This is a genomic window from Novosphingobium sp. GV079 (assembly GCF_003058045.1).
Classification (GTDB): domain Bacteria; phylum Pseudomonadota; class Alphaproteobacteria; order Sphingomonadales; family Sphingomonadaceae; genus Novosphingobium; species Novosphingobium capsulatum.
The window spans coordinates 1-25,481 of the sequence record NZ_QBUE01000003.1 but is presented as its reverse complement, the minus strand read 5'-3'; the positions used below and the strand labels follow the sequence as shown (position 1 = coordinate 25,481).

Annotated in this window: 22 protein-coding genes; 11 read left to right on the top strand and 11 right to left on the bottom strand. The window is 65.9% G+C overall.

The genetic code is table 11. The features are described 5' to 3' along the window. Positions 1 to 82: 82 nt before the first annotated feature. Entirely contained in the window at positions 83 to 1,168 is a 1,086-nt protein-coding gene (locus C8K14_RS03920; RefSeq protein WP_233250892.1) for a TauD/TfdA family dioxygenase, read from the top strand. Between the two features lie 170 nt (positions 1,169 to 1,338). On the opposite strand, the gene C8K14_RS03915 is transcribed toward C8K14_RS03920, so the two are convergent. From C8K14_RS03915 to C8K14_RS03900, 4 genes are read right to left on the bottom strand one after another with little or no spacing between them, the layout of a single operon-like run. Further along, on the bottom strand, positions 1,339 to 2,541 hold the full coding sequence (locus tag C8K14_RS03915; RefSeq protein WP_107715798.1) for an MFS transporter: 1,203 nt from the start codon (positions 2,539 to 2,541) through the stop codon (positions 1,339 to 1,341). Further along, on the bottom strand, positions 2,538 to 3,353 hold the full coding sequence (locus C8K14_RS03910) for a TauD/TfdA family dioxygenase (RefSeq protein WP_107715797.1): 816 nt from the start codon (positions 3,351 to 3,353) through the stop codon (positions 2,538 to 2,540). The genes C8K14_RS03915 and C8K14_RS03910 overlap by 4 nt, the downstream gene beginning before the upstream one ends. Positions 3,354 to 3,370: 17 nt before the next feature. Next, complete coding sequence (locus C8K14_RS03905; RefSeq protein WP_107715796.1) at positions 3,371 to 4,744, bottom strand: amidohydrolase family protein; 1,374 nt, start codon at positions 4,742 to 4,744, stop codon at positions 3,371 to 3,373. Between the two features lies 1 nt (position 4,745). Next, a complete protein-coding gene (locus tag C8K14_RS03900) occupies positions 4,746 to 5,564 on the bottom strand; it encodes a class III extradiol ring-cleavage dioxygenase (RefSeq protein ID WP_233250891.1) in 819 nt (272 codons plus the stop codon). 388 nt (positions 5,565 to 5,952) lie between these two features. Here C8K14_RS03900 and C8K14_RS03895 point away from each other — a divergent pair, with 388 nt between their 5' ends. Together C8K14_RS03895 and C8K14_RS03890 are read left to right on the top strand one after the other, a co-directional pair. Next, the gene (locus C8K14_RS03895; RefSeq protein WP_158273582.1) at positions 5,953 to 7,152 is read left to right on the top strand and encodes an MFS transporter; all 1,200 of its coding nucleotides are present in this window, start codon (positions 5,953 to 5,955) and stop codon (positions 7,150 to 7,152) included. Then, positions 7,152 to 8,048 carry a ribokinase gene (locus C8K14_RS03890; protein WP_233250890.1) on the top strand — a complete coding sequence of 299 codons (897 nt, stop codon included), beginning with the start codon at positions 7,152 to 7,154 and terminating at the stop codon, positions 8,046 to 8,048. The genes C8K14_RS03895 and C8K14_RS03890 overlap by 1 nt, the downstream gene beginning before the upstream one ends. Before the next feature lie 173 nt (positions 8,049 to 8,221). On the opposite strand, the gene C8K14_RS03885 is transcribed toward C8K14_RS03890, so the two are convergent. Further along, positions 8,222 to 9,313, bottom strand: a complete 1,092-nt coding sequence (locus tag C8K14_RS03885; protein ID WP_107715792.1) for an acetamidase/formamidase family protein — start codon at positions 9,311 to 9,313, stop codon at positions 8,222 to 8,224. A 200-nt stretch (positions 9,314 to 9,513) separates the two neighbouring features. Here C8K14_RS03885 and C8K14_RS03880 point away from each other — a divergent pair, with 200 nt between their 5' ends. From C8K14_RS03880 to C8K14_RS03870, 3 genes are all read left to right on the top strand, one after another. Next, positions 9,514 to 9,999, top strand: a complete 486-nt coding sequence (locus C8K14_RS03880) for a VOC family protein (RefSeq protein ID WP_107715791.1) — start codon at positions 9,514 to 9,516, stop codon at positions 9,997 to 9,999. Positions 10,000 to 10,184: 185 nt separating this feature from the next. After that, complete coding sequence (locus C8K14_RS03875; RefSeq protein ID WP_107715790.1) at positions 10,185 to 11,375, top strand: aromatic ring-hydroxylating dioxygenase subunit alpha; 1,191 nt, start codon at positions 10,185 to 10,187, stop codon at positions 11,373 to 11,375. 128 nt (positions 11,376 to 11,503) lie between these two features. Continuing rightward, positions 11,504 to 13,834, top strand: a complete 2,331-nt coding sequence (locus tag C8K14_RS03870; RefSeq protein ID WP_107715789.1) for an acetamidase/formamidase family protein — start codon at positions 11,504 to 11,506, stop codon at positions 13,832 to 13,834. Between the two features lie 144 nt (positions 13,835 to 13,978). On the opposite strand, the gene C8K14_RS03865 is transcribed toward C8K14_RS03870, so the two are convergent. Continuing rightward, positions 13,979 to 14,821: an oxidoreductase gene (locus C8K14_RS03865; protein ID WP_107715992.1), complete on the bottom strand. Its 843-nt coding sequence runs from the start codon at positions 14,819 to 14,821 to the stop codon at positions 13,979 to 13,981. A 218-nt stretch (positions 14,822 to 15,039) separates the two neighbouring features. Between C8K14_RS03865 and C8K14_RS03860 the strand changes: the two genes are divergently transcribed. Genes C8K14_RS03860 through C8K14_RS03845 form a run of 4 tightly spaced genes read left to right on the top strand, consistent with a single transcriptional unit; the run spans position 15,040 to position 19,511 of the window. Further along, entirely contained in the window at positions 15,040 to 16,170 is a 1,131-nt protein-coding gene (locus C8K14_RS03860) for an LLM class flavin-dependent oxidoreductase (protein WP_107715788.1), read from the top strand. Continuing rightward, positions 16,163 to 16,837 carry a cysteine hydrolase family protein gene (locus C8K14_RS03855; protein ID WP_107715787.1) on the top strand — a complete coding sequence of 225 codons (675 nt, stop codon included), beginning with the start codon at positions 16,163 to 16,165 and terminating at the stop codon, positions 16,835 to 16,837. The genes C8K14_RS03860 and C8K14_RS03855 overlap by 8 nt, the downstream gene beginning before the upstream one ends. After that, positions 16,834 to 18,243, top strand: a complete 1,410-nt coding sequence (locus tag C8K14_RS03850; protein ID WP_369974035.1) for an amidohydrolase family protein — start codon at positions 16,834 to 16,836, stop codon at positions 18,241 to 18,243. Before C8K14_RS03855 ends, C8K14_RS03850 begins: the two co-directional genes overlap by 4 nt. A 2-nt stretch (positions 18,244 to 18,245) precedes the next feature. Continuing rightward, positions 18,246 to 19,511, top strand: coding sequence for a CynX/NimT family MFS transporter (locus C8K14_RS03845; RefSeq protein WP_107715785.1), 1,266 nt, complete (start codon positions 18,246 to 18,248; stop codon positions 19,509 to 19,511). A gap of 101 nt (positions 19,512 to 19,612) precedes the next feature. On the opposite strand, the gene C8K14_RS03840 is transcribed toward C8K14_RS03845, so the two are convergent. The 5 genes from C8K14_RS03840 to rpsA form a co-directional block, all read right to left on the bottom strand. Then, a complete protein-coding gene (locus tag C8K14_RS03840) occupies positions 19,613 to 20,074 on the bottom strand; it encodes an Lrp/AsnC family transcriptional regulator (protein WP_107715784.1) in 462 nt (153 codons plus the stop codon). A gap of 8 nt (positions 20,075 to 20,082) precedes the next feature. Beyond that, positions 20,083 to 21,108 carry a LacI family DNA-binding transcriptional regulator gene (locus tag C8K14_RS03835; protein WP_022676426.1) on the bottom strand — a complete coding sequence of 342 codons (1,026 nt, stop codon included), beginning with the start codon at positions 21,106 to 21,108 and terminating at the stop codon, positions 20,083 to 20,085. 28 nt (positions 21,109 to 21,136) lie between these two features. Next, positions 21,137 to 21,898, bottom strand: coding sequence for a hydroxyacylglutathione hydrolase (gloB, locus tag C8K14_RS03830; RefSeq protein ID WP_107715783.1), 762 nt, complete (start codon positions 21,896 to 21,898; stop codon positions 21,137 to 21,139). An 86-nt stretch (positions 21,899 to 21,984) separates the two neighbouring features. After that, positions 21,985 to 22,560 (bottom strand): biliverdin-producing heme oxygenase, encoded by a 576-nt coding sequence (locus tag C8K14_RS03825; protein ID WP_054130854.1) that lies wholly within the window; start codon positions 22,558 to 22,560, stop codon positions 21,985 to 21,987. 279 nt (positions 22,561 to 22,839) lie between these two features. Beyond that, positions 22,840 to 24,540 (bottom strand): 30S ribosomal protein S1, encoded by a 1,701-nt coding sequence (gene rpsA, locus C8K14_RS03820; protein WP_054130489.1) that lies wholly within the window; start codon positions 24,538 to 24,540, stop codon positions 22,840 to 22,842. 328 nt (positions 24,541 to 24,868) lie between these two features. Between rpsA and C8K14_RS03815 the strand changes: the two genes are divergently transcribed. Next, positions 24,869 to 25,387, top strand: a complete 519-nt coding sequence (locus C8K14_RS03815) for a GNAT family N-acetyltransferase (protein WP_233250889.1) — start codon at positions 24,869 to 24,871, stop codon at positions 25,385 to 25,387. Positions 25,388 to 25,481 lie beyond the last annotated feature (94 nt).

Sequence of the window (25,481 nt, the reverse complement as noted above, 5' to 3'; positions counted from 1 at the left end):
TCAAGACATGGCGCAGTGCATGATGGCACATGCGTTTTCGTCAGATGCTTTCGCGCCGCTGCAAAGGAACCAAGCCTTGTCCGTGATCACGCCTTCCGCCCCCGTGCTATCCCCCATCACCAGCCGCGCCGCCTGGCGTGGCGACCGGCTGAGCCAGGGACAGGACTGGGTCTTTGAACTGTCGGCTGCGCAGATCGCCGAACTGGAAACGCTGGGCGCGCGCTTCATGGCCGACGATCCCGATCTGCGCACGGTGCAGGCGGAGGATTATCCGCTGGTGGAAACCGCCCAGGCTTGCGAGGAATGGCGCCAAGAGGTCGATTTCGGGCGCGGCTTCGTGCTGGTGCGGGGCCTGCGTGCAGAACTCTATTCCGATGCGCTGTCCTGTGCGATCTATTACATTCTTGGCCTGCACATGGGCGATCCCATCCGCCAGAACGAGATGGGTGACCTGATCGACCATGTCTATGCCACGTCTGACAAGACGATGGACGATCCCACCGCGCTCTCGTCCAAGGTGCGCGACAAGCTGGTCTATCACTCTGACAGCTCAGATATCGTGGCCCTGATGTGCTTGCGCGGAGCGCGGGAAGGGGGGCTTTCGTGCCTGGTTTCGGGCGCGGAAATCTACAACGAGATCCTGCGCCGCCGCCCCGATCTGGCGCCCCTTTTGTTCGAGCCGTTCCACTGGGACTGGCGCCGCCAGGATCATGAAGCCCCGGCCGATACCTATACCTCGCCGATCGTCAGCCTGGAGGATGGCGTGTTCAGCATGTATGCCGGCTCGCTCTATATCCTTACCGCGCAGGAATATCCCGGCGTGCCGCAGTTGACCGCCGACCAGATCGAGGTGCTGCGCCTGTTCGACGAGATCACCTATGAAGACGGCATGGCGATCGAGATGGATTTCCGGCCCGGCGATATCCAGTGGCTGTCAAACTATGCCGCGCTGCACGCCCGCACCACGTTCTGGGATTGGCCCGAACCGCAGCGCAAGCGCCACCTGCTGCGCCTGTGGCTGTCGAGCAAGGGCGCGCGCCCGGTGGTCGAAGGCTTTGGCAAGAACGGCGTGGTGCAGCACCGTGCCGCCCCGCGCGATGGCGCGGCCGAACATCCCGATGCGCATTTCGATGTGCGCGGCATGGCAGTGCCGCGGCTGATTTCCTGAACCAATTTTTGGCGCACAAAAACAGCCCGGTGGAGCGATCCGCCGGGCTGTTTTGTTGGCAGGTCAGAGATCGAAAACCAGACAAACAGGCATTGCCTAACCGTCACCCCGGACTTGATCCGGGGTCCCGCTTCTTTTCTCGGCCTAAGACAGAAAAGCGGGATCCCGGGTCAAGCCCGGGATGACGGGGTCTCTATAGGTTTGGCACGGTGCAAGACCCCCGCCGCCACTGCCACTGGCACGCATGACGCGCCCAGCAGCCATATCGCGCCGGCATAGCTGCCGGTCCACTGCGCCAGCACCCCGGCCAGGCCCGGCCCCAGCGCAGCAAGGCCGGCAAGCGTCCAGCATAGCGCGAGGCCGGCGGTGCCGGTTTCGTGCCCGAACCATTCCATGAGCAGTACCGTGACCGCCATGGCGACAAGGGCCGAACCCACGCCGAACAGCGGCACGAACCCCCAGTTGACCATCAGCGCACCGCCTTGTGCCAGGGCGCCCATGCCCAGCGCCGTCGCCAACAGCGACAGCGCCAGCAGCCGCACCGCGCGGACATGGCGCAGGGCAAAGCCGGCAAGGCCGGTACCCAGCGCGCCAAGCAGGCCTTGCAGCGCAAGCACCCGCGCCACGCCGCCCGCGGTCCACCCCAGCGCCGGCGAAAGATGCGCCGGCGCAACGCTGAGCGCGGTCATGATCACGGCTTGCGAAAGGACCATGGCACTGGCGAGCATGGCAAAGCGCGGGCCCAGCAACGGTCGCCACCAGCCAGCCGCGCGCGGGGCATTGGGCAAGGCAGGCGCCGGCGGATCGCGCAGCACGGCGAGCAGCAGCAGCGCCAGGCCCAGCGCCAGGCCGCAAGTGCCACGCCAATAGCCCAGGCCATCGGTGATCAGTTCCTGGCCCAGCGCCGGCCCGGCGGCATTGCCGAGCGCGCCGATCATCAGATAGAGGCCCAGCACGCGATTGGTGCGCGGCCCTGACCAGCCCGCGATCATCGCATAGGCCGGGGTATTGGCCAGTAGGGAAAAACCCGCACCCACCAGCGCCATGGCCGGCAGCAGCAGGGCAAGGCCGCTGGCAAGGCCCGCCAGCGCGAGGCCGGCGGCCATGACCAGCGCGCCGCCGGTCATCGTCAGGCGCCCGCCGATCCGCGTGATCAGCCACACCGGCAGCGTGGCCCCGGCGCTGGCCCCCACGATCACCGTGGTAAAGGCTGCGCCCAGCGCGGCGGGTCCCAGGTGCAGGGCCTGGCCCGTGGCAAACAGCGCCAGCCCCATGCCGGCAAAGACGATGCCCTGGCCGAGGAAGAGCGCCAGCGACACGGCCAGCGCCACCACGCCTTCACGCGCGGTGAAGGCGTGGTGGCCGGCGCTCATTCCGGCTTTTCGCCCAGGATCTGCACGCGATAGCCCGAGCGGACTTGCGGGAAATAGTCCCAGATCGCCGAATGCTGCGCACAGCGGTTGTCCCAGAACGCGATCGAATGCGGCTGCCAGCGAAAGCGGCACTGGAACATCGGATGCTGCACGTGTTCATAGAGGTAGTTCAGGATCGCGCGGCTCTCGATCGCGGGCACGCCCTCGATATGGGTGGTGAAGCCACGGTTCACATAGATGCACTTCTTGCCCGTCACCGGGTGGGTGCGGATCACGGGATGGCTGTGGCGCGGCAGCTTCATGCCTTCGGGCGTGATCCCGCCAAAGCCGACCACGGCATCGTGCACGGCGGTCAGCCCCGAAAGATAGGCCTTCATCCGGTCTGACAGCGCGTCATAGGCTGCATACATGTTGGAAAACACCGTATCGCCGCCCACGGGCGGCATGGTGTGGAGATAGAGGATCGAGCCCATCGGCGGCGCTTCGTCGCAGCTCATGTCGGAATGCCAGTCTTCGCCGGCCACGAACGTGCTGTTTTCATCGGCGTGGATAATCGTCACTTCGGGGTGGCCGGGCACCTGCCAGGGCGCGGTGCTGGGCGCGATGTGCACGCCGCCGAAATAGTTGGCCAGGCGGATATGGTCTTCGTGGCCGATCGGCTGATCGCGGAAGAACAGCACCAGCCGATCGGCCATGGCGGCTTTCAACTCGGCCACCTGCGCGTCGGGCAGGGGCCGGGTCAGATCGAGGCCAGAGACTTCCCCGCCGATCGCCGGGGTTACATCGCGTACCGTTATCGTTTCATAGGCCATGGGAATGCTTGCCTTTGTCAAAGGATCGGCCAGGCCATGCGCAGCGGCAGGCCCGACCGGGAAACCAGCGCTTGCGCAGCGTCTTGCGCCTGCGCCAGCAGTTGTTCTTCATCGATAGTGGTGCAGCGCCCAGCGTCGACCACGCGGCGGCCATCGACCCACACGCTGTGCACGCCGCGCCCATCGGCAGACCACACCAGTTGTTGCACCGGGTTGTGCAGCGGCATCCATTCCGGGCGGCGGGTATCGTGCAGCACCAGGTCTGCCCGTGCGCCCACGGCCAGCGTGCCCACCTGCCCTTCCAGGCCCATGGCGCGCGCGCCGTTGGCGGTGAGCATTTCCAGCGCGCTTTCGGCCGGGAACAGCGCAGTGTCGCCGCGCGCATCCTTCCACAGGCCGGCCATCAGGCGGGCAGAGGGCATCAGATCATGCCGATCGCCGCCATCGGTGCCGATCGCGATGTTGACGCCAGCGGCGGCCATTTCGGGAAACAGCCCGCGCGTGGTGGCCTGATAGCCGCCTTTGAGCGAGGCTTCGGGGCAATGCACCACATGCGTGCCGCTTTGTGCCAGCAGGGCCACTTCGCGTTCGTCGACATGCACCATGTGGACCAGCGCCAGGTGATCACCCAACACGCCAAGGTCTGCCAGCCATTCCACCGGGCGCTTGCCGGTGTTGGCCAGATACCATTCCGGGTCACCGGCGGCGGGCGCCATGTGCGCGCAAATGCGCAGGTTTTTCTCGCGCGCGATGGCCGTGGCCGCCTGCCACAGCTCGGCAGTATTGGTCATGTGCCCGACCAGCAGCGGCCAGGCGGCGATCAGGCGTCCGTCATCGGGCCAGGCAGCCAGATCGGCGCCAAACGCGTCGAGCGCGGCCTGGGTCAGCGCGGCCTGGTCCTCGCCAGGAGCAAACGCCCGGTCCATGCACCAGCGGCCGATGCGTCCGCGAATGCCTGTGCCCTCCAGCGCCTGGGCCACGGCATCGAACGCGATCAGCGTGCCGGCTTCGAGGAACGTGGTCGTGCCGGTCTTGAGCATGGCCAGCACGGCCAGCCGCGCGGCGATTGCCTGTTCCTGCGGGGTATGCCCTTGATAGAGCGGGATCACCCATTGGTTGAGCCCTTCGTCAAAGGGCAGCGCCTCGGGCAGGAAATTGCGGATCAGGGTTTCGGTCAGATGCACGTGGGCATTGACGAAGCCGGGCGTGGCAACAAAACCGCGCGCATCGATCACCTCGCGCAGCGCAACCATGCCGGCCACCTCTGCGCTTGGCCCCACCGCCACGATGCGGCCCTGTGCCATGGCAACCGCGCCATCGCGGATCACGCGGCGCTGCGCATCCATCGTCACCAGCATCGCGCCGGTGACCAAGGTATCGACCGCCTGCATCCTAGCCGAACCGGAAGGCAGAGATATCGGCCATCATCACGTTGTCGGTAAAGTCGCGCTGGCCCGGCGCATCGGCGGCGGCACCTGCTGCCACCATCAGCGGGATCAGGTGTTCTTCGCGCGGGTGGCTTTGCCGGCCGGCCGGCGCGCTGGCCCACTGGCGCAAGGCTTGCCAGCGCTGTTCGGGCGGACTTTCGATCGCCTGGGTAAGCCAGGCATCGAACGTGGCCGAAGGCTGTGTGGCGGCGGGCGAAAAGAACGCGCGCATGTTGTGAAAGCTCATGCCCGAACCCACGATCAGCACGCCCTCGTCGCGCAGTGCGGAGAGGGCACGGCCGCAGCGCAGGTGCTCCTCGGGATCGAGGTCGCGCTTGAGCGACAGCGGCACCACCGGAATATCCGCCTCGGGCGTGACCAGCAGGAACGGGATGAACACCCCGTGGTCGAACCCGCGCGTGGCATCGGTGCGTGCCGGCAGCCCTTCGGCCTCGATCAGCGCCACGATCCGCTCGGCAAGCGCAGGTGCGCCCGGCGCAGGAAACTTCAGTTCATAGGTGTGCGGCGGAAAGCCATAGTAATCATAGATCATGCCCGGTGCGGGCGCGGAAGCGACGGTAAACGCATCTTCCTCCCAATGCCCGGATATCACCACGATGTTCTTGGGTTTTTCCGGCAGGCTCGCGATCAGGCCCTTGAGATAGCCGGCGGTCTTGTCCCAGGCATCGGCCGGCCCACCCATCGCGCGCCAGTCCATGAAAAAGCAGGGGCCGCCGCCATGGGGAATGAACAGGCTGGGCATTCGGGTGGCGGAATCGGGCATGAGGTCGCTTGGCTCCTTGGGCATCGGCAGTATCGTGGCATCGTCGTTCCGGGCTTTGCCCCAAAAGGTCCGCTCGGTGATGGCACGGTCATCGGCCTCGACCTAGCGGGGCAGGGGTTCTCCGTCTTGACGGCCCGCGCAAGCAATTTTGCAAGGCGCGCGTGTTGCCAGGCCAAGTGCATGATAAACAGGTCTTGGTGGCGCTGCCAAATTGATGCCGGGCGCCCTCGTTGTTGCGAGCGGGCCTCCATGCTTGGCAAGCGCGCCAGCGTGGGGTCTGATAGCTGCGCCACTCACTATCCGGGACTCGCCGCGCACCATGCCTTCCGCGCCCACCCATCAGGCAGCCAAGGTTGCCATCGCCGCCACTATCGCCAACACCTTGTGCATGACCGCGGCGATTTCCGCCACGATCGGCGTGTTCCTGGTGCCGATCGCGCAGGATTTCGGCTGGCCGCGTGCCGGTGTTTCGGGCGTGCTCGGGCTGATTTCGGTGATCAGCGCAATCAGCTATCCGCTGATCGGCCGGGCGATGGACCGGTTTGGCGCGCGCTGGCTGCTGCTGGCGGGCAACCTGGGCCTCGCGGTGGGCATCCTGCTGGTGTCGCGCGCCGATGGCACGATGCTCGATTTCTACTGGCGGTTTGCCGTGGTCGGGCTGTTCGGCACGATGGCGGCCACAGGCATGGTCAGCAAGGTGGTGTCGAACTGGTTCGATGCGCGGCGCGGGCTGATGCTGGGGGTTACCGCGGGCGTGGGCAATGGCCTGGGCGCCACGATCATGCCGATCGTGGCCGGCGTGGTCCTGTCCAGCCACGGCTGGCGCATGGGCTATGTCGTGATCGGGCTGATCGTGGCGCTGGCCGCGCCGTTCATCGCGCTGTGGATGCGCGATGCGCCACCCGCTGCGGCCGGTGATAGCCATGCCATGTCCCCGCTCGCCAGCGGCATGAGCCTGGGCCAGGCCGCGCGCACCGGTGCATTCTGGCTAATGCTGGTGGCCGTGGCGGCCGGCGCCGGCGGGATGACCGCGATGTTCACCCATGTCGTGCCGATCCTCATGGGCCATGGCGTGTCGCTGGCGCAGGCCACCGGCGTGGTAGTGGTCTTTGCCCTGGTCACGGCGGGCTGGCAGGTGGTGACCGGCGGCCTGCTCGATCGCTTTCGCACCCCGCGCCTGATCCTGCCGATGTATGCCAGCGCCATGGCCGGCATGGTGATCCTGCAGTTTTCCACCGGCAGCCTGGCGATCATCACTGCCGGCGCACTGCTCGGCATCGGCATGGGGGCGGAATATGCCGCGTTGTCGTATTTCGTGTCGCGCTATTTCGGGCTGCGCCACTTCGGCACGATCGTCGGTGCATTCTATGCTGTCGTTGCCTTTATCCAAGGGGTGGCGCCTATGCTGATGGATATGAGCTTTGACCGCAGCGGCTCTTATGTCGCGGCCACGCTTGCCATCGTCGGCGCGTTGGCGCTGGGCATGGTGCTGCTCGCGCTCTTGCCGCATCCCGATCGCTTTGCTGCCAGCGCGCCAGGCGCGCGCCCGGCCGCAGACAGCGCCACGGGCGATCTGGTGCTCGCCTGATGGCAGTCGTCGTTTTCGGATCGATCAACCGCGATCTGGTCATGCGCGTGCCGCACCTGCCGCTTGCCGGGGAAACGGTTGCGGCCACCAGCTATGACCTGCTGCCCGGTGGCAAGGGTGCCAACCAGGCAGTCGCCGCCGCGCGGCAGGGCGTGCCCACGGTGATGCTGGGCGCGGTGGGCGATGATGCCCATGGCGTGGCGATGCTCGATGCCCTGGCTCAGGCCGGCGTGGGCACCGGCGCGGTGGCGCGGCTGCCTGGCCCAACCGGGCTTGCGCATGTCTTCGTGTCTGACGCGGGCGAGAACCAGATCGTGATCGTGGCGGGCGCCAATGCCGCGCTTCCTGCCCCGTCAGACTTTCCCGCCGGTGCTGCCCTGGCCGTGGCCCAGGCCGAAGTGCCGGCTGAGGCCGTGGCCAGCTTTCTGACCCTGGCGCGCGAGGCTGGCGCACGCACGCTCTACAACGCCGCGCCGGCCACGGCCGAAGGGCGCGCGATCCTGCCGCTGGCCGATATTCTGGTGGTCAACGAAACCGAACTGGCGTTTTTCCTGGGCGAAGGCGTGCCGGAGGGAGACATCGCCTTGGCGGGGGCCGCGCGCCGGCTGATGGCGCGCGCGGGGCAATGGGTGATCGTCACGCTGGGCGGGGCCGGCGTGCTGGCTGAAGGGCCGGACGGCACGATCCGCCTGCCTGCGCGTGCAGTGTCGGTGGTGGATACGACCGGCGCGGGTGATACGTTCTGCGGCGTGCTGGCCGCGCGGCTGGCGGAAGGTGAAACCATGGCCCACGCGCTGGCTGTGGCGGTGGTTGCGGCCGGAATCTCGGTGCAGCGCCTGGGTGCTGCCGCCTCGATGCCCACGCGGGCAGAGGTGGACGCGGGCCTGGCCGGATAGGGCGCGCAAGGGCGGGGGCTTCGACAAGCTCAGCCCGAACGGTATTCATAAACCTGCTTCCCCGTTCGCCCTGAGCCTGTCGAAGGGCGCTGGCACGTCACCCAAACCCACATGCGAGAAAGCGCCGGAAAGCCAAGGCTCTCCGGCGCTTCCTGTGCGACCCTTGGCAGGGCTTACTGTGGGTCTTTGGCCACGCCCTTGGCGGGGAACATGTCGCGGTTGATCCGCGCGTGCACGCCCAGCGTGCCGTCCACCACCTGGGTCACGCCGAAATCGGCGGCCACGCTCATCAGCGAATAGGCATCGTTCTTCGACAAGCCGACCTGTTCACTCAGCAAGTGGAGCATGTCGAGCGAGGCATTCTTCATCGCCGCATCCAGGTCTTCGCCAAAGCCGTGGACGATCCAGTGCTTGGGCGTTTCCAGCAGCGGCGAGGGGAAATCGAAATCCTTGCGCAGGATGATCTGGAACAGGCAGTTGAGCGAGCTTTCGATCGCCGTGCCGGAAATCTCGCCGTCACCCTGGCTGACATGCGGATCGCCGATGGAAAACAGCCCGCCCTTGACCTGGCACTTGTAATACATCGTCGCGCCGGCGCCGATGCGCCAGTTGTCGATATTGCCGCCGTGCAGGCCAGGGGGAATCGTGCTGACCGGCTCGTTCACCGCCGGGGCCACGCCGGCCGTGCCCAGGTGCGGGCGGGCCGGGATGGTCACACCCGGCAAGGCGGGCTGGCGATCGCACACCGGGCAATTGGTGATCGTGCCAGGCACCAGGTACTTGCCCGGAAAATCATAGGCATATAGCGCGCTGGCGGTTTGCGTGGTGGGATCGAGCTGGTAGATCGTCACCCGCTCCTTTTCGTCGAACTCCTGATAGAGGTGGCCCCAGTTGGCCGCGAGATTGGAGCCATAGTTGTTGCGCGGCACCATCTGGAGATAGCGCACCTCCAGCATGTCTCCCGGCTCGGCGCCTTCGACAAAGATCGGCCCGGTCATGATGTGCACGCCCGGCGCACGGGTGGTGGGATCGATCTGGGTGAAGATCTGCTCCACGCCTTCGTCGAACATCAGTTCGGGCGCATCGCCGGCATGGTGGGTGATCGCTTCGGCATGCACCAGATCGCCGCTCTTGATCGTCAGGGCCGGCTTGATCGTGGGCGAGAAATAGCCCCAGTGCACGGTCTCGGGCGTGGCTTTCAGATAGTGCAGGGCGCCGGGCGCCGTAGCCGTCCGCTGCTGACCGTGGGTGCAGACCAAACTCATGCGTGTGCCTCGTTTCGATGGGTATCAGGACGCCTTGGTTGTCGGGCCAATGCTGCGCTGCGGTCTTGTTTGCGCGCGCCCTATGACTTGGCCGCGCCGCGCACGGATCAACAATCGGTGCGCGCAGGTCCAAGCCGGGCGGGGCCGCGCCTTGCCACAAGGTGGCTATTGACCCTGCTGGCCAAGGAAAGGCGCTGCCAATGCCCAACACCCTGATTTTCGTCGATATGCCTGCCGATGACCCGGCCGCCGCAGCCCGATTCTATGCCGAGGTGTTCGGCTGGCAGAACGATGAAAAGCCGGCCGGGGTCTATCACCGCATGGTGCCGGGCGGGCAGTTCAAGAACCCCGATGGCAGCGACAGCGCGATCGGCAACTTGCACCTGGGCATCTTTGCCGCAGCCAATGCCCGGCCGCACCCAGAACCCGCCGGTGTTGCCCCGCGCGATCTGGCGAGCGACGGGCGCAAGCCGCGCATCTGGATCTTGATCAGCGACGATGACAGTGCCGATCGCATCCTGGCCGCGGCGGAGGAACGCGGCGCCACGATCCTGTGGCGCAACCACTATTGGTCCACTTTCAACGGCTATAACCACGCGTTCCAGGATCCGTGGGGCAACGAAATCCTGCTGTGGGGCAAGGCAGGGACCGATCCGCAGGTGCCCGCAGACTTTACCCGCGAATGAAGGCGGCGGCGGGGGTGCCAATCCCCCGCCAATTGTGTTCCTCATTATTGTTGCGGCGCAGCATGGCTTGGCGCAGACTGCGCAGCACCCCACGCTCAACAATTCGTGCTGCCCGGCTCAAGACCAGCGGCCTGCGACACCGCTAAACAGAGCTTCGATCCAGCCCGTTTCAGGAGTTTGCGCCCGTGACCCTCGTTACCGACAGCTTCATCCGCTCGCTTGAGAGTTCGGCCACCGACCTCGCCGAGGCGGAGACCCTGCCGCCCGAGTGCTATACCAGCGCGGCATTCTATGCGTTCGAGAAAGAGGCGCTCTACAACCACGAATGGCTGTGCGTGGGCCGCGCCGATTGGGTGGCCAAGCCGGGCGACTATTTCTCCACCCGCGTGATTGGCGAGCCGATCCTGGTATCGCGCACGCTGGATGGGGAAATCCGCGCGATGTCGGCCGTGTGCCAGCACCGCGCGATGCTGGTGGCCGAAGGGCACGGCAATGCGCGCGGTTTCCTGTGCCCCTATCACCACTGGAGCTACAACCTCGATGGCAAGCTGGTCGCCGCCCCGGCGATGAGCAAGACCTGCAATTTCGACAAGGCGCAATACAGCCTGCCGACGTTCAAGGTGGAACTGTGGAACGGCTTCATCTTCATCAACTTTGATGCCGATGCCGCCCCGCTGGCGCCGCGCCTGACGGCGGTGGCCGAGGCCATTGCCGGCTATGACCTGGCCGGGGCCGAAGGGCCGCGCCCCGATCCGGCGCCGACCTTGCCGTGGAACTGGAAGGTCATGTTCGAAAATAACAACGATGGCTATCATGCCAGCCGGCTGCACCACGGCCCGCTGCACGATTTCGTGCCATCGGGCCTGGCGGTGTTTCCCGATAGCGACCCGGCCGATGGCGGCTTCCTGCGCTTCAACGGCACGCTCCACGCCGATGCCAGCTTCAACGCCACGCAAAAGGCGGTGCTGCCGGTGTTCCCCGGCCTGTCTGACGAAGCGCGCATGCGCATGACCTTTGCCAACATCCCGCCCACGCTCAGCCTGGTGATGATGAGCGACATGGTGATCTATCTGATCCTGCGGCCCAATGGCCCGGAATCGCTGGAGATGGACACCGGCTTCCTGTTTGCGCCGGGCGCGATGGCCGACCCCGCCTTCGACCACAAGCTCGACATGAATATCCGCGCCTCGGGCCATATCATCGCGCAGGACCTGCATGTCGATGAACTGGTGCAGCAGGGCCTGCGCTCGCGCTTTGCCCCGCGCGGGCGCTATTCCTGGCAGGAAGGCGCGCAAGGCCAGTTCAACAAGTGGCTGGTGCACCGCTATCGCGCCACCCACCAGCGCCTGGCAGCCCGGGAAATGACCCAGGCCTGACCCGATCCGGGGCACGTTTTGTTTGCGGTGCAGCATTGCGTGTCATCACAGATGGCGTAAGGTGGTTGCCAGGCCGGCAACCATAAGCCGCGCCGCCATCAGGGTCGATCAACCTAGGGGGCAAGCCGTTGCGCTTTACCACCAATGCCTACCCGCGCGAGCAGCGCCACGACGCGTGGCGTTTTGCGCTGCAGCGTGTCAGCCTCGAAGTGCTTGGCACCGCTGAGGAACTCTATGGTGAGCTGGTAAGCTTCACCAGCGGCCAGGGCATCCAGTTCGTGCGCGTGACCGGCAATGGCCAGCGCCTGGCGATCGATATGGCCCAGGATGCGCCCAGTTTCTGGCTGGTGCTGCTGCTCGAAGGGCGGCTGAGCGCGACCCAGGGCACCACCGCGATCGAACTGTCCGAAGGGGACATTCTCTATGGTGGTGGCTCTGCCCGCACGCAGATCGATCTGAACGGCGAACACCGCTTTCTGCTGGTCAAGGTGCCGCACGCGCTGCCTGCGCTGCGCTCGCGCTCGGCCCTGCCATCGCAGATCAGCAACCTGATTGCCGACGAGGCGATCGGCCGCATGCTCTCGGCGCTGCTGCGCTCGGTCGCCGATACCATCGTCGATGTGTCGGACGACCAGATCCGCCCGGTCGAACTGGCGCTCCCCGAATTCATCGCCGCCACGCTGCTCGACAAGGCGCCGGTCAAGGAACTGGGCGGCGCGGCCGGCGCACGCGCAGCGATCCTCGAAAGGGTGTTCCAGTCGATCGAAATGCGCCTGTCCGATCCCAATCTGTCGATCCACCAGATTGCAGCAGAGCACCGCATTTCCCCGCGCTATCTGCAGAAACTGTTCGAAAGCGCCGGCGAAAGTTTTAGCCAGTTCGTGAAATTCCGCCGGCTGGAACGCTGCCGGCTGGACCTTGGCAGCCCGCTGCACGCGCAGCGCTCCATTTCCGAAATCCTCTTTCAGTGGGGGTTCAACGACAGCGCCAGCTTCAGCCGCGCATTCCGCGAACGCTATGGCATGAGCCCGCGCGAATACCGCAAGGTCGGCGCCCTGCCGGACGAGGCGATCGAGGCGCCCCGGCGCGGGCGGCCCAGCGCGCAAAAGGATGCCCGGCCCGAAGAACGCGAGGAAACGCCAGCCGCCATGGCGCTTGATCCGGCGGTTGAGGCCGATGGCCTGGTCGAGGACGTGCAAGTCGATGCCGCGCCCGGCGTGCGCCACCATGTGCTGCCGGTGCGTCCCGATACGATCCACTGGGGCTATTTCAGCAAGCACCTGAAACCCGCGCTGGAAGTCTGCTCGGGCGATTATGTCACCGTCGAAACGCTGACCCACCACGCCAACGATGACGCCGAACGCATGATCCATGGGGATCCGGCGGCAGAGGCAGTCTATCGCTGGACCGCCGAGGGCAAGGTGGTGGATCGGCGCGGGGCAGGACCGCTCGATGCCTCGGTCCTGGGGCGCGGGCCGGGTGAGGGCTTTGGCGTGCATATCTGCACCGGCCCGATCGCCATTTCCGGGGCCGAGCCGGGCGACGTGGTGCAGGTGCGCATCCTCGATATCGATCCGCGTCCCAGCCGCAACCCGCGCTTTGCCGGCCGCGCATTCGGCAGCAACGTGGCGGCCTATTGGGGATTTCACTATGCCGAACTGATCACGGAGCCGAAGCCGCGCGAAGTGATCACCATCTACGAGATCGAGAAGGGCGCCGGGCTGCCGCTGGCGCACGCGGTCTACAACTATCGCTGGACCCCGCAGACAGACCCCTCGGGCGTGATCCACCCGATGTATGATTACCCCGGCGTGCCGGTGGACCCGGAAACGATCGAGAAGAACTTCAATGTTCTGCGCGATATCGAGATACCGGTGCGGCCGCATTTCGGCGTGGTGGCGCTGGCGCCGGCCCATGCCGATTTGGTCGATTCGGTGCCGCCGGCCAATTTCGGTGGCAATATCGACAACTGGCGCCTGGGGCCGGGCGCCAGCGTGTTCCTGCCCGTGGCAGTGCCTGGCGGCCTCTTGTCGCTGGGCGATCCCCACGCCAGCCAGGGCGATGGCGAACTGTGCGGCACGGCGATCGAATGCTCGATGACCGCCGTGATCCAGGTGGTCCTGCACAAGGCCAAGGGCGCACCGGCCCACGTGCGCGAGCTGGATTATCCGATGATCGAGACGCCCAGCGAATATGTGATCCTGGGCTTTTCCAACCCCGATTACCTGCGCGATCTGGGCGGCAAGGCGCAGAGCGAGGTTTACAAGCGATCATCGATCGATGCGGCAATGCGCGACGCCTTCCGCAAGGCGCGGCGCTTTCTGATGACCATCCGCGACCTGACCGAGGACGAGGCGATCTCGCTGCTCTCGGTCGGCGTGGATTTCGGGATCAGCCAGGTCGCCAATGGCAATTGGGGCGTGCATGCGGTGATCCGCAAGGCGCTGTTCACCAGCTGATCGCGGGTTGCGTTGCGCTTCAAGGAAGCGGGACCCCGGATCAAGTCCGGGGTGACGTCGAAAGACATTCTTTCAGGCATCGTCTCCCCGGACTTGATCCGGGGTCCCGCTATTTGCCGTCACAACGTTGCGATACCCGCTCGATCAGGGGGTCAGCACCGGCTCCGCCGCGATGGCCAGCGTATAGCCCTGCCAGCGATCGAACTGCCCAGCCAGGTGACCCAGTTCGTGTTCGGCATAGTGCAGCGCGTCGTCACCCAGCAGCAGCACCAGCGGTGGCTCGGGCTCATCCAGCGCGGCCAGGATTGCTTGCGCGGCTAGCGTGGGGCAGCCCGGCTCGTTGCCGTGCTTGTCCTGCAGGATCTGGCGCGCAAGATGGGCCGTGCCGGCATAATCGGCGATGACCGGATCGGCGCCGGGCAGGCGTTCGGCGGAAAAGGCGGTGCGCAATCCGCCGGGCGCCACATTGGTCACCTTGATGCCGAGCGGCGCCACTTCCTGCGCCAGGGTGCGGCCGATGCATTCCAGCGCAAACTTGGTGGCGCCATAGATCGCCGTGCCATGCCGGGCCGCCAGGCCCGAAACCGAGGTGATGTTGACGATGTGCCCGGCGCGGCGGGCGCGCATGGCGGGAAGCGCGGCCTTGATCACCGCCATCGGGCCGAACACGTTGACATCGAACAGCGCGCGCGCATCGGCCAGGCTGGTTTCCTCCACCGCGCCGGTAAAGCCGCGCCCAGCGTTGTTGACCACGTAATCAAGCGGGCCAACCAGTCCTTGCGCGGTGCGGATCACCACCTGCACGGCGGCTTCGTCGGTCACGTCCAGCTTCATCGCATGGGCGCGGCCGGGGGCAAGGGCAGTGAACATTTCCGCGTCGGCCTGCGCGCGCACTGTGCCTACCACGGCATCGCCACGCCCCAGCGCGGCGCGGGCCAGGGCCAGACCCAGGCCCGAACTGACGCCGGTGATGAACCAGTTTGCCATGCGCATTCCTTCTGTTGGTTTGCGCCAAGGCTAGTTGGATGTGGCGGGCGCGTCTTGCCGTGGCGCGCATGGATTTGTGCGCCAGCGCCGGAGTTCATGCGCTGCACAAACCTTCGTGCGCGTGGTGACAAGATACGCGGGCCAAGCCGCCCTAGCTTGCCCGTGATCCCAACCCGCGCCACACATCCTGTTCATCACTGCAAAATCACGGACCAGCCATGACCGAACCCACTACCACGGTTGCGCATTTCGGCCTTCCTTCCGACAGCGGCGGGCGCGACATTGGCATTTTCATGCCGATGGCCAACGGCGGCTGGATCATTTCGAAGAATTCGCCGCGGCTCGACGGCTCCTATGGCTATAATCTGGAAGTGGCCAAGCTGGCCGATGCCATGGGGCTGGACTTCATCATGGCGATGGCCAAGTTCAAGGGCTATGGCGGCGAGATTCAGCACTGGGAATCCTCGCTCGACAGCCCGCTGATGATGGCCGGCCTGGCCCAGGCGACCAGCCGGGTAAAGGTCTGGGCGACGATCCACACCCTGCTGCAAAACCCGGCGGTGGCGGCCAAGATGATTGCCACGCTCGATCAGATCAGCGGGGGCCGCGCCGGGCTCAACGTGGTGACCGGCGCCTACAAGGGCGAATTTGCCCAGATGGGCGCCTGGCCCGAAGGCGTTGACCATGACGAGCGCTATGTCCTGGCCACCGAGTGGATCGAGAACATCAAGCGGCTGTGGAGCGAAGACCGGGTCACCGCCCATGGCAAGTATTTCACGCTGGACGATTGCACGTCGTGGCCCAAGCCGCAGCAGCGCCCGTTCCTGGTTTGCGCCGGCACGTCCAAGGCCGGCGTGCGCTTTACCGCCGAGCACATGGACGCGCTGTTCCTGGCGGGCAACAACCTGGACGAACTGATTGCCAACACGCACAAGGCCAAGGCCGGCGCGCTGGAACTGGGCCACGCCATCCGCACCTATTCGATGATGATCCTGGTCATTGGCGAAACCGATGCAGAGGCCGAGGCCATGGTGCAATCCTATCGCGATGGGCTGGATGAAGAGACGCTGTGGGGCATGATGCGCGCCTATGGCATGCTCGACGCGGAAATCGGCAAGGAGAACGATTTCACCCGCAAGGCGCGATCGGCGCTGATGGCCCCGCATGTGGCTGGCTCCCCCGAGACGGTGCTCGCGCAGCTGACCGAAATCTTTGAAAAGACTGCGCTTGACGGGCTGATGCTGATCTTCCCCGATTACCTGACGATGCTGCCGGTCTTTGCCGAAAAGATCCTGCCCGTTCTGCGCGCGCGCTTTCCCGGCAAGATCAAGGAGGCGATCGATGCCTGAGGCGGCGGCCCAGACCGTGATCGATCCGGCCACCGCCTTGCCGCACGTGGCCCAGCCCGGCGCGATGATCGCGCCGGCGCGCACCGCGCTGGTGGTGGTCGATGTGCAGGTCGATTTCGCCGCGCCGCACGGCGTGGTCGCCGGTTATGGCGCAGACATGACCGAATCCGACAAGGCGGTCGACCGGATCGAGGAACTGGTCGCCGCTGCCCGCGCGGCCGGCGTCACCGTAGCCTTCATGCGGGTGATGACCCGGCCGGAAAGCGACAGCCAGGCGCTGAAAACCTGGATGGCCAGGCGTGGCTCTCCTGGCGGCGAGGCGATCTGCCGGATCGGCAGCGGCGGCGAGGATTACTGGCGCGTGGCGCCCCGGCCAGGCGATATCGAGATTGCCAAGCTGGCCTATTCCAGCTTCCACGGCACCGACCTTGATATGCAATTGCGTGCGCGCGGTATCGATACCCTGGTGATGACCGGGCTGACGACCGACTGCTGCGTCGATTCCACCACGCGCGATGCGTTTCATCACAACTACCACACCTTTGTGGTGTCTGATGCCTGCGCTGCGGCCGAGCCTGATCTGCATGTGCACGCGCTCAAGGCTATGGCGCAGCATTGCTCGCTGCTGACGACCAGCGCCGCCGTGGTTGAGGCATGGCGCGCATGAGCGCTGACGGGGACGGCCCCATCGCCGCCGATTTCGTGATCCGCAACGCGTGGATCGTGACGATGGATGCCAACCGCCAGATCTGGCGCGATGGCGCGTTGGCCGTGGCGGGGGATCGCATCGTGGCGGTTGGCCCGACCGCGCAGGTCATGGCGCAGGTTGCCGCACGCGACGTGATCGATGGCAGCCGTTTCGTGCTGACGCCGGGGCTGGTCAATTGCCATGTGCACATCACCGGCGAGCCGATCACGCGCGGCTACGTGCCCGATTATACCGATTGGCGCACCAACGTGTTCGATTGGCTGATCCCCACCTATCTGGCGCAGACCCCGGCCGAGGAACAGCTTGCCGCCACGCTGGCCTCGGTGGAAATGCTCAAGAACGGGGTGACCACGTTCATCGAGGCCGGCACGATCCTGGATCTGCCCGCCGTGATGGAGGCGGTCGATGCCGTGGGCATTCGCGGCCGGCTGGGGCAATGGATTCAGGATCGCGCCTTTGCGCCCACGGACGATCAGCCCACGCTGACACGCGATGCGATTGCCCGGCTCGAGGCGCAACTCGATCGCTGGCCGGTGGCCGATGACAAGCGCCTGGCGGCCTGGGGCTGCCTGGTAGGGCACAACACCGCCACCGACGACCTGTGGCGCGCGGCAACGGCCATGGTGCGCGAACGCGGTCTGGGCATTACTTCGCACATGAGCGCCGACCCGGCCGATCCCGACTATTACCTCGCCACCACCGGCAAGCGCGCCTTGCTCCATCTGGAAGAGCTGGGCGCATTGGGCGATCACCTGTCGCTCACGCACATGATCCACCTCGATCACGCGGAAGTGGCCGCCGTGGCGCGCAGCGGCATGCGGGTGACGCATTGCCCGCTCACCGCGATGAAGGGCGGCTATGGCGCCACCAGCCACGGCCTGTTTCCCGAAATGCAGGCGGCGGGCGTGCCGATCCAGCTGGGCACCGATGGCAACAACAATGGCAATATCGCCGATCTGATGCGCGCGATGTATCTGCTCGCCGGCCTGTTCAAGGATGCGCGGCGCGATGGCGATCTGTTCCCCGCGCATGCCGTGCTGGAATGCGCCACGCTGCATGGTGCGGCGGCGGCGGGCCTGGCGGGATCGGTCGGCGCCCTGGTGCCGGGCATGAAGGCCGATTTCGTGGCGCACGATCGCAACCGCCCGGAATGGACGCCGCTGCTCAACGTGATCAACCAGCTCGTCTGGTCGGCCGATGGACGCGGCGTGCACAGCGTGTGGGTGGACGGGCAGCGCCTGGTCGACAATTATCGGATGACGAACGTGGATGAAGAAGCGCTCTATGCCCAGATTCAGGAGGCCGCGCCGGGCCTGATCGCGCGGGCCGGCAAGACGATCCCTTGCGCCTGGCCGGTGGCTTGACCATGTCGGGTCGGGCAACCCAGCCGGGCACGGGTATCACCAAGGGCACCAAGCCGATGCGTATCGTCATTCTGGGCGCGTTTGCCGCGCTCTATTTCCTGCTGATGGCTTCCACGTTCAATTCGCTGGGCCAGGTTCTGCCGATGATCGTCGCTGATCTGCACTTTACCTGGGCGCAGGCGGGGATGGGCTTTACCGTTCTGGGGATTGCCTGCGGGGCGGCCTCGATGCTGCCGGCGGCTGTCATCCGCCGCCATGGCGTGGCGGTTACGCTGCTGATCGGCATGGTGCAGCTTATTGCCGGATTTGCCGCGCTGGCTTGGATGCAGGGCGTGTGGATGTATCTGCTCGCCACGCTGCTCTTGGGGCTAGGCTTCTGCTTTTGCGGTTCGATCGCGGCGGTCGATGCCATTGGTAATGCCTTTGACCGCAAGCGCTCCACGGCCATCGGCCTCTATTTTACCGCTGGCAACCTGGGGGCGGTGGCCGGGCCGATCACCTTCTTCGCGATCCATTCGGCCACCGGCAGCTGGCGCCTCTATTGGCTGGCCTGTGCCGCCGGCGCACTGGTGCTCGGGCTGTTCGCGGCGGCGGTGTGCGGCCGCTATGAACGCCGCGTCGGCGTGGTCCATGGCCCGGCCGATGAAGCGCCGCCTCCACCCGAAGGCTGGACGGCGCGCGCCGCGCTGGCTTCATGGCAGTTCTGGATCGTGGTGCTGGCCTATACTGCGTGCCTGTTGATCAACACCACCGTGCACAGCTTTGCCTATCAGCACATGCTCGAACACCGCGTGGCACCGGCCGTGGCCACGGGGTTCATTTCGGCGGCGGCCTTTGTGGCGGCCGTGGCAGCGGCGCTCGCCGGTTTTGCCGGTCAGCGGGTTGATGCCCGCGCGCTTACCGTGGTGGCGCTGGTGGGATCGGCATTCTCCTCGCTCGCGCTGATCCTGCCGCTGGGCACCGCCGCGCTGGGCTTTTTTGCAGTAACCTTTGGCATCGGCATCGGGGTTTCCACCGTGGGCACGGCCCTGTTGCTGCGCGGCTGGTTCGGCGGGCGCGCCGCGCTGGAGCTTTATTCGGTGATGACCGTGGTTTCCACCTCTGCCGCAATCGGGCCCAGCATTGGTGGGCACTTGCACGATACGATGGGCAGCTTCGTGCCCAACTTTGCCGGGCAGGCGCTGATCGGCCTTGTCGTTGCGTTGGTGGTGGGGCTGGCCCGCCGCCCGGTGCCGCGCACTGCAGCGGGGGATGCGGTGCTGGCGTGATGATGCAGAAGCGGGACCCCGGATCAAGTCCGGGGCGACGAAAAGTCACACAGGTCAAGAATATACGTCACCCCGGACTTGATCCGGGGTCCCGCTTTTTCCTAAGCGCCGTGCTCGATGATCGTTTCCATCGCCACGTAAGTTGATGTGCTCGCCACGTTGGGCAGGCTCGAAATCCGCTCTCCCAGCACGCGGCGATAGGCCAGGATATCCGCCGTGCGGATCTTGAGCAGATAATCGAAATGGCTGGCGATCATGTGGCATTCCTCCACCTCCTCCACCTGGAGGACGGCGCGGCGGAACGCGTCGAGCGCCTTTTCGCGGGTGTCTGACAGCTTCACCTGGGTAAACGCGATATGCGCCAGGCCCAGCTTGTGCGGATCGACCACGGCGCGAAAGCCACGGATCACCCCATCGGCCATCAGCCGCTTGAGCCGGGCCTGGCATGGCGTCTTGCTCAAGCCCACGCGGCGCGCGAGTTCGTTGATGCTCAGCCGCCCGTCGACACGCAGCTCTTCCACGATCCTGAGGTCGATGCGATCAAGCGGCGACGGCTCTGTCATCGGGCTGCTCAGGGCCGGGTTGAGCCGCGCACGACCAGGCGCACCGGCACGCGCCGCGCCGTCGCCGTCTCGCCCGAAATCATCGCCAGCAGGCGATCGACCAGCAGCGAGCCGGCCACTTCGAAATCGGATTCCACGGTGGTGAGCGGCGGGGTGGACCAGGCACCGGCACGCACGCCATCGAACCCGACGATGCCGATCTGATCGGGCACGACCAGCCCGCGCCCGGCCAGTTCCTTGAGCGCGCCCAGCGCAATCTCGTCGCTGACGCCAAAGATCGCATCGAACGGGCGGCCGCTTTCGATCAAGGCCACGGCAGCGCGGCGGCCTTGCTCTTCGCGCGGCAGGCCACGCTCGATGCGCTGGAGCACTGGTTCCAGCCCGGCGCTTTCCATCGCCGCGGCATAGCCGTCATAGCGTTCCTTGAACTGCCGCTGTGGCGAGGTTTCCGAACCCAGGCACACGATATGGCGATAGCCGCGCACCAGCATGTGGCGCGTGGCCAGCGTTGCCCCGGCGTGGTTGTCACTGCGCACCCAGGGGAAATCGTCCTGCGTCGCGCCCCAGCACACCCAGTGGCTGCCCTGCGGCAGCGCGCCGAAATAGTCCCACGCTGCGGTGTTTTCGCTGGTGCCGATCACGATCATGCCGTCGGCCTTGCGGCGTTCCTGGTAATGGCCCCAGAAATTTTCCGGGCTGTCCTGAAACGCCACCAGCACCTCGAACCCGCGCGCGGCGGCGGCGGCGCAGGTGCTGCCCAGCAGGGCATAGTAGAAGGGATTGAGATCCTTGCGATCCTGCCCCGGGCGGCAGACCATGACCACGGCCAGCGTGCCGGTCTTGCCCCGGCGCAGGCGCGCGGCGTTCTCGTCCACCTGATAGTTGAGCTTGCGCGCCGCTTCCATCACCCGCTGGCGGGTCGGCGCGCTGATCGACGGGTCACCGGCCAGCGCGCGGCTGACGGTGGACTGGCTGACGCCGGCCGCTTCGGCAACGTCGAAACTGGTTACACGGGTGAGGCGCTTTTCGGCCATGGATCAAGGTCTCTTTCGCGTGCAACGGTCAGCGGAAGCTGTCCTTGGCCGCGCGCAGGGCGGCAAAGGTGGCAACGGCATCGCCGCCGCCCCAGCGGGATTGCAGGACGGGATCGTCTGCGCGCAGGAAGGGGTTGGTGGCCAGCTCGCGCGCCAGCGGCGTGGGCACGGTTGGCAGGCCCTGCGCGCGCCGCGCCGTGACGTCCTGCGCATAGTCGGCCAGCGCGGCATTGTCGGGATCGGCATGCACGGCAAAGCGGGCGTTGCTGGCGGTATATTCGTGGGCGCAGTAAACCAACGTTTCGGCCGGCAGCGCCTTGAGGCGGGCAAGGCTGGCCCAGAACTGCGGCGGGGTGCCTTCGAACATGCGCCCGCAGCCCAGCGCGAACAGCGCGTCACCGACAAAGGCCAGGCCGGCATCGGGCAGGTGATAGGCGACATGGCCCAGCGTGTGCCCACCCACGGCCAGCACCTGCACCACATGATCGCCCAGGCGCACGGTGTCGCCGCCATCGACGGCGCGGTCGACGCCCGCGATCTTGGTGGTTTCCTGCGCCGGCGCGCTGATCGTGCAGCCAGTGGCGGCCTTGATCGCCGCGTTGCCGCCGGCATGATCGGCATGCCAGTGGGTGTTCCAGATCTGCGTGATCTGCCACCCGCGCGCGGCCGCCTCGGCCAGATAGCGATCGGCATCGGGAGTATCGATGCACACGGTTTCGCCGCTCGCGCTGTCATGCACGAGGTAGCCATAGTTGTCAGACAGGCAGGGAAACTGGTGAACTTCGATCATCGCCCTCGCTCCTCGCGTTCCCTCATAGCGGAAATGCTGCAAAGCAAAAGACGGCAAACGGCGGTTAACCGGCGTGGTGACACTGCTCAGTCGATGCGGGCCAGGCGCGCGACATGGGCAAAGGCCTGGCGCGCCCCGGCGATCGCCTCGGCTTCCTGCCCGGCATCGAGCGGCACGGCATCGAGTGCGTCGGTAAAATCGCGCCAATGCGCCGCCGGGCCGGCGCCCCACGGCGCCAGGTGCCGCGCGCCGAAGGCGTCTGACAGGCCGATGCGCATAACCAGCTTGCGCAGCACTGCGGCGCCCAGGTTCGATCCTTCCGCCACATAGAGCCAGCCGAGCGCGGCGCCGAGCGTGGGCTGCAGCGGGGCGGGCGGCGGGGCAGACGCATCAAGGCCCAGATCGGCCATGTCCTGGATGACCAGCGGCAGCCGGCAGCGGTCTGCCAGGCCGGGCAAGGCAGCCTGCAGCGCGGCGTCGTCATAGAGCGGCGCGACCGTGCGGTGAAAGCCCAGTTGCATGGCCAGGAAGCTGGCATAGCCTTCGCGGCTGGCAAAACTTTCCCGTGCCATCAGCGCCGCATCCAGCGCCGCATGCACATCGCGCGTCGCCTCGCGCAGGCGCTGGGCGCGGCCGGGATCGGGCTGGGTGGGTGAGGGCATGCGCGTGGCCAATTCTCGAGATCTAGGTGGGATGTTTTTGCGCCATGCTCCGCTCGTCCTGAGCTTGTCGAAGGACGCGAGGCGCAGCGCTGACGTGTAAACAGCCCTTCGACATGCTCAGGGCGAACGGAATGCGGGGTGGCCATGGGATGACGCATCGAATGTAGGCCGAGCGCCTGGAAAACGCCACCGCATGAAAAAACCCGCCCGGCGTGGTGCCAGGCGGGCCTTTTCGGTTTCTCGGTTGGCAGGGGCCGCATGGCCCCCGCCAGGCCGGGATCAGCCGCGAGCCTTGAGGGCTTCGCCGAGGATGTCGCCGAGCGAAGCGCCCGAGTCCGACGAACCGTACTGTTCCACCGCTTCCTTTTCTTCGGCCAGCTGACGGGCCTTGATAGAGAAGTTGGGCTTCTTGGAACGGTCGAAGCCGGTGACCATGGCATCGATCTTCTGGCCAACCTGGAAGCGGTCGGGACGCTGTTCGTCACGATCGCGGCCCAGGTCCGAACGCTTGATGAAGCCGGTCGCGCCGTCTTCGCCAGCCTGCACTTCGAGGCCGCCATCGCGGACTTCGAGGACAGTGACGGTGACGACTTCGCCGCGACGCAGCGAGCCCGAGGTGGCAACGCCGCCAGCAGCCGGAGCGCCCTTTTCGAGCTGCTTCATGCCGAGCGAGATGCGCTCCTTGTCGACATCGACGTCGAGGACCACGGCCTTGACCTGCTCACCCTTGCGGTGAAGGGCAAGGGCGTCTTCACCCGAGATGCCCCAGGCGATGTCGGACATGTGAACCATGCCGTCCACGTCGCCATCCAGGCCGATGAACAGACCGAATTCGGTGGCGTTCTTGACTTCGCCTTCCACGATCGAACCGACCGGGTGCTTTTCGGCAAAGCCTTCCCAGGGGTTCTGCTGCGCCTGCTTGAGGCCCAGGCTGATGCGGCGCTTGTCGCTGTCGACTTCCAGCACCATGACGTCGACTTCCTGGCTCGTCGAAACGATCTTGCCGGGGTGGACGTTCTTCTTGGTCCAGGACATTTCGGAAACGTGGACCAGGCCTTCGATGCCCGGTTCCAGCTCCACGAAGGCGCCGTATTCGGTGATGTTGGTGACGGTGCCGCGCAGCTTGGCGCCAACCGGGTACTTGGCGGCAACGCCATCCCACGGATCGCTTTCCAGCTGCTTCATGCCCAGCGAGATGCGCTGCGTGTCCTGGTTGATGCGAATGATCTGGACGCGCACGGTGTCGCCGATGGCGATCACTTCGCTCGGGTGGTTGACGCGCTTGTAGCTCATGTCGGTGACATGGAGCAGGCCGTCGATGCCGCCGAGGTCAACGAACGCACCGTAGTCGGTGATGTTCTTGACGACGCCGTCGATGATCTGGCCTTCCTTGAGGTTCTGGATCAGGCCCGAGCGCTGTTCAGCGCGGGTTTCTTCCAGAACGGCGCGGCGCGAAACCACGATGTTGCCACGGCGGCGATCCATCTTGAGGATCTGGAACGGCTGCGGCATGTCCATCAGCGGGGTCACGTCGCGCACGGGGCGGATGTCGACCTGCGAGCCGGGCAGGAAGGCTACGGCGCCGTCGAGGTCGACGGTGAAGCCACCCTTCACGCGGCCGAAGATCACGCCTTCAACGCGCTTGCCTTCGCCGAATTCGGATTCGAGCTTGTCCCAGGCGGCTTCGCGGCGGGCGCGGTCGCGGCTGAGCATGGCTTCGCCTTCGGCGTTCTCGACGCGGTCGACGAACACTTCGACTTCGTCGCCGACCTTGAGGCCGTGCGGCTGGCCGGGAGCGGCGAATTCGCGCAGGGCCACGCGGCCTTCGCTCTTCAGGCCCACGTCGATGACGGCCTTGTCGTTTTCGATGGCGGTTACGGTGCCCTTGACGACGCGGCCTTCAAAGCCACCGGTGGCGCCAGCGCCAAGCGATTCGTCAAGCAGCGCGGCGAAATCGTCGCGCGTCGGGTTGGTCGACATGAAAAAGTCTTCCTGATATCGATGTTTCCGGCCAGGCGGTTGGTTCCGCCGGTCTTTTCTCCATCACCTGCCCCATGCAGGATAATGGGCCAAAAGGGCCGATCCGCCCATGCGGGCCGGATGCCCGCGCAGGCATTCTTGTCCCTGTCGGGAAAGAACCTGGCGCGCTTAGGCCTGCCCCCAGTGAAATGCAAGCAAAACCGCGTGTTTTGCAAATGCCCGCTTTGCGCAAGGTCAAGGTGATCGGCGCGCGGGCAGACTAGGGATCGAGCATCCAATCCGCACGACGGGAGTTGCCGCAATGACTGCCATCCAAACACCGCCCCCCATGGCTGCCCTGGCCCGCGCCGCCACCGTTGTCACCCGCCACGGCGTGACCTTAAGCGTGCGGCAGGCCTTTGCCGAAGACGAAGATGCGCTGGCCGCGTTTTTCGATGCCGTGCTGCCCGAAGACCGCCGCTTTCGCTTTCTTGCAGCTGCCGGCCATCTCGATCACCAGCGCCTGTTGCCGATGACGCGGGTGGACCATTGGCGCACCGAAAGCTTCCTGGCGTTCGACCAGGCAAGCGGCGATCTGGTGGCGTCGGGCATGCTGGCCTGCGATGCGGCGATGGAAACCGGTGAAGTGGCGGTTTCGGTGCGCGGCGATTTTCGCGGGCAGGGCGTGGGCTGGGCCATGCTCGACCTTCTGGCCCACGAAGGCGAACGGCGCGGGCTGGACCGCGTGATCGCGATCGAGGACCGCGCCAACCAGGCCGCGATCGACCTGGAAAAGGACTATGGCTTCATCGCCCATGGTGTTGAGGGCGATCCGCACCTCGTCATGCTGGAAAAGCGGCTGGGGTAAGAGCCCGATCCGAAAGTTGTTGAGCGATACCAGTATGTTGTGATTCACGCCGTCCTTGCGAGAAGATGGTGTGACCAATGGCATGGACTGATAT

What these genes read in the sequence shown, in the direction of transcription:
- C8K14_RS03815 (WP_233250889.1), top strand. Translation starts at nt 24,869, where the DNA reads ATGGCTGCCCTGGCCCGCGCCGCCACCGTTGTCACCCGCCACGGCGTG.
- rpsA (WP_054130489.1), bottom strand. Translation starts at nt 24,540, where the DNA reads ATGTCGACCAACCCGACGCGCGACGATTTCGCCGCGCTGCTTGACGAA.
- C8K14_RS03905 (WP_107715796.1), bottom strand. Translation starts at nt 4,744, where the DNA reads ATGCAGGCGGTCGATACCTTGGTCACCGGCGCGATGCTGGTGACGATG.
- C8K14_RS03835 (WP_022676426.1), bottom strand. Translation starts at nt 21,108, where the DNA reads ATGGCCGAAAAGCGCCTCACCCGTGTAACCAGTTTCGACGTTGCCGAA.
- C8K14_RS03885 (WP_107715792.1), bottom strand. Translation starts at nt 9,313, where the DNA reads ATGAGTTTGGTCTGCACCCACGGTCAGCAGCGGACGGCTACGGCGCCC.
- C8K14_RS03840 (WP_107715784.1), bottom strand. Translation starts at nt 20,074, where the DNA reads ATGACAGAGCCGTCGCCGCTTGATCGCATCGACCTCAGGATCGTGGAA.
- C8K14_RS03895 (WP_158273582.1), top strand. Translation starts at nt 5,953, where the DNA reads ATGACCGCGGCGATTTCCGCCACGATCGGCGTGTTCCTGGTGCCGATC.
- C8K14_RS03860 (WP_107715788.1), top strand. Translation starts at nt 15,040, where the DNA reads ATGACCGAACCCACTACCACGGTTGCGCATTTCGGCCTTCCTTCCGAC.
- C8K14_RS03850 (WP_369974035.1), top strand. Translation starts at nt 16,834, where the DNA reads ATGAGCGCTGACGGGGACGGCCCCATCGCCGCCGATTTCGTGATCCGC.
- C8K14_RS03915 (WP_107715798.1), bottom strand. Translation starts at nt 2,541, where the DNA reads ATGAGCGCCGGCCACCACGCCTTCACCGCGCGTGAAGGCGTGGTGGCG.
- C8K14_RS03865 (WP_107715992.1), bottom strand. Translation starts at nt 14,821, where the DNA reads ATGGCAAACTGGTTCATCACCGGCGTCAGTTCGGGCCTGGGTCTGGCC.
- C8K14_RS03825 (WP_054130854.1), bottom strand. Translation starts at nt 22,560, where the DNA reads ATGCCCTCACCCACCCAGCCCGATCCCGGCCGCGCCCAGCGCCTGCGC.
- C8K14_RS03855 (WP_107715787.1), top strand. Translation starts at nt 16,163, where the DNA reads ATGCCTGAGGCGGCGGCCCAGACCGTGATCGATCCGGCCACCGCCTTG.
- C8K14_RS03845 (WP_107715785.1), top strand. Translation starts at nt 18,246, where the DNA reads ATGTCGGGTCGGGCAACCCAGCCGGGCACGGGTATCACCAAGGGCACC.
- C8K14_RS03900 (WP_233250891.1), bottom strand. Translation starts at nt 5,564, where the DNA reads ATGCCCGATTCCGCCACCCGAATGCCCAGCCTGTTCATTCCCCATGGC.
- gloB (WP_107715783.1), bottom strand. Translation starts at nt 21,898, where the DNA reads ATGATCGAAGTTCACCAGTTTCCCTGCCTGTCTGACAACTATGGCTAC.
- C8K14_RS03890 (WP_233250890.1), top strand. Translation starts at nt 7,152, where the DNA reads ATGGCAGTCGTCGTTTTCGGATCGATCAACCGCGATCTGGTCATGCGC.
- C8K14_RS03880 (WP_107715791.1), top strand. Translation starts at nt 9,514, where the DNA reads ATGCCCAACACCCTGATTTTCGTCGATATGCCTGCCGATGACCCGGCC.
- C8K14_RS03910 (WP_107715797.1), bottom strand. Translation starts at nt 3,353, where the DNA reads ATGGCCTATGAAACGATAACGGTACGCGATGTAACCCCGGCGATCGGC.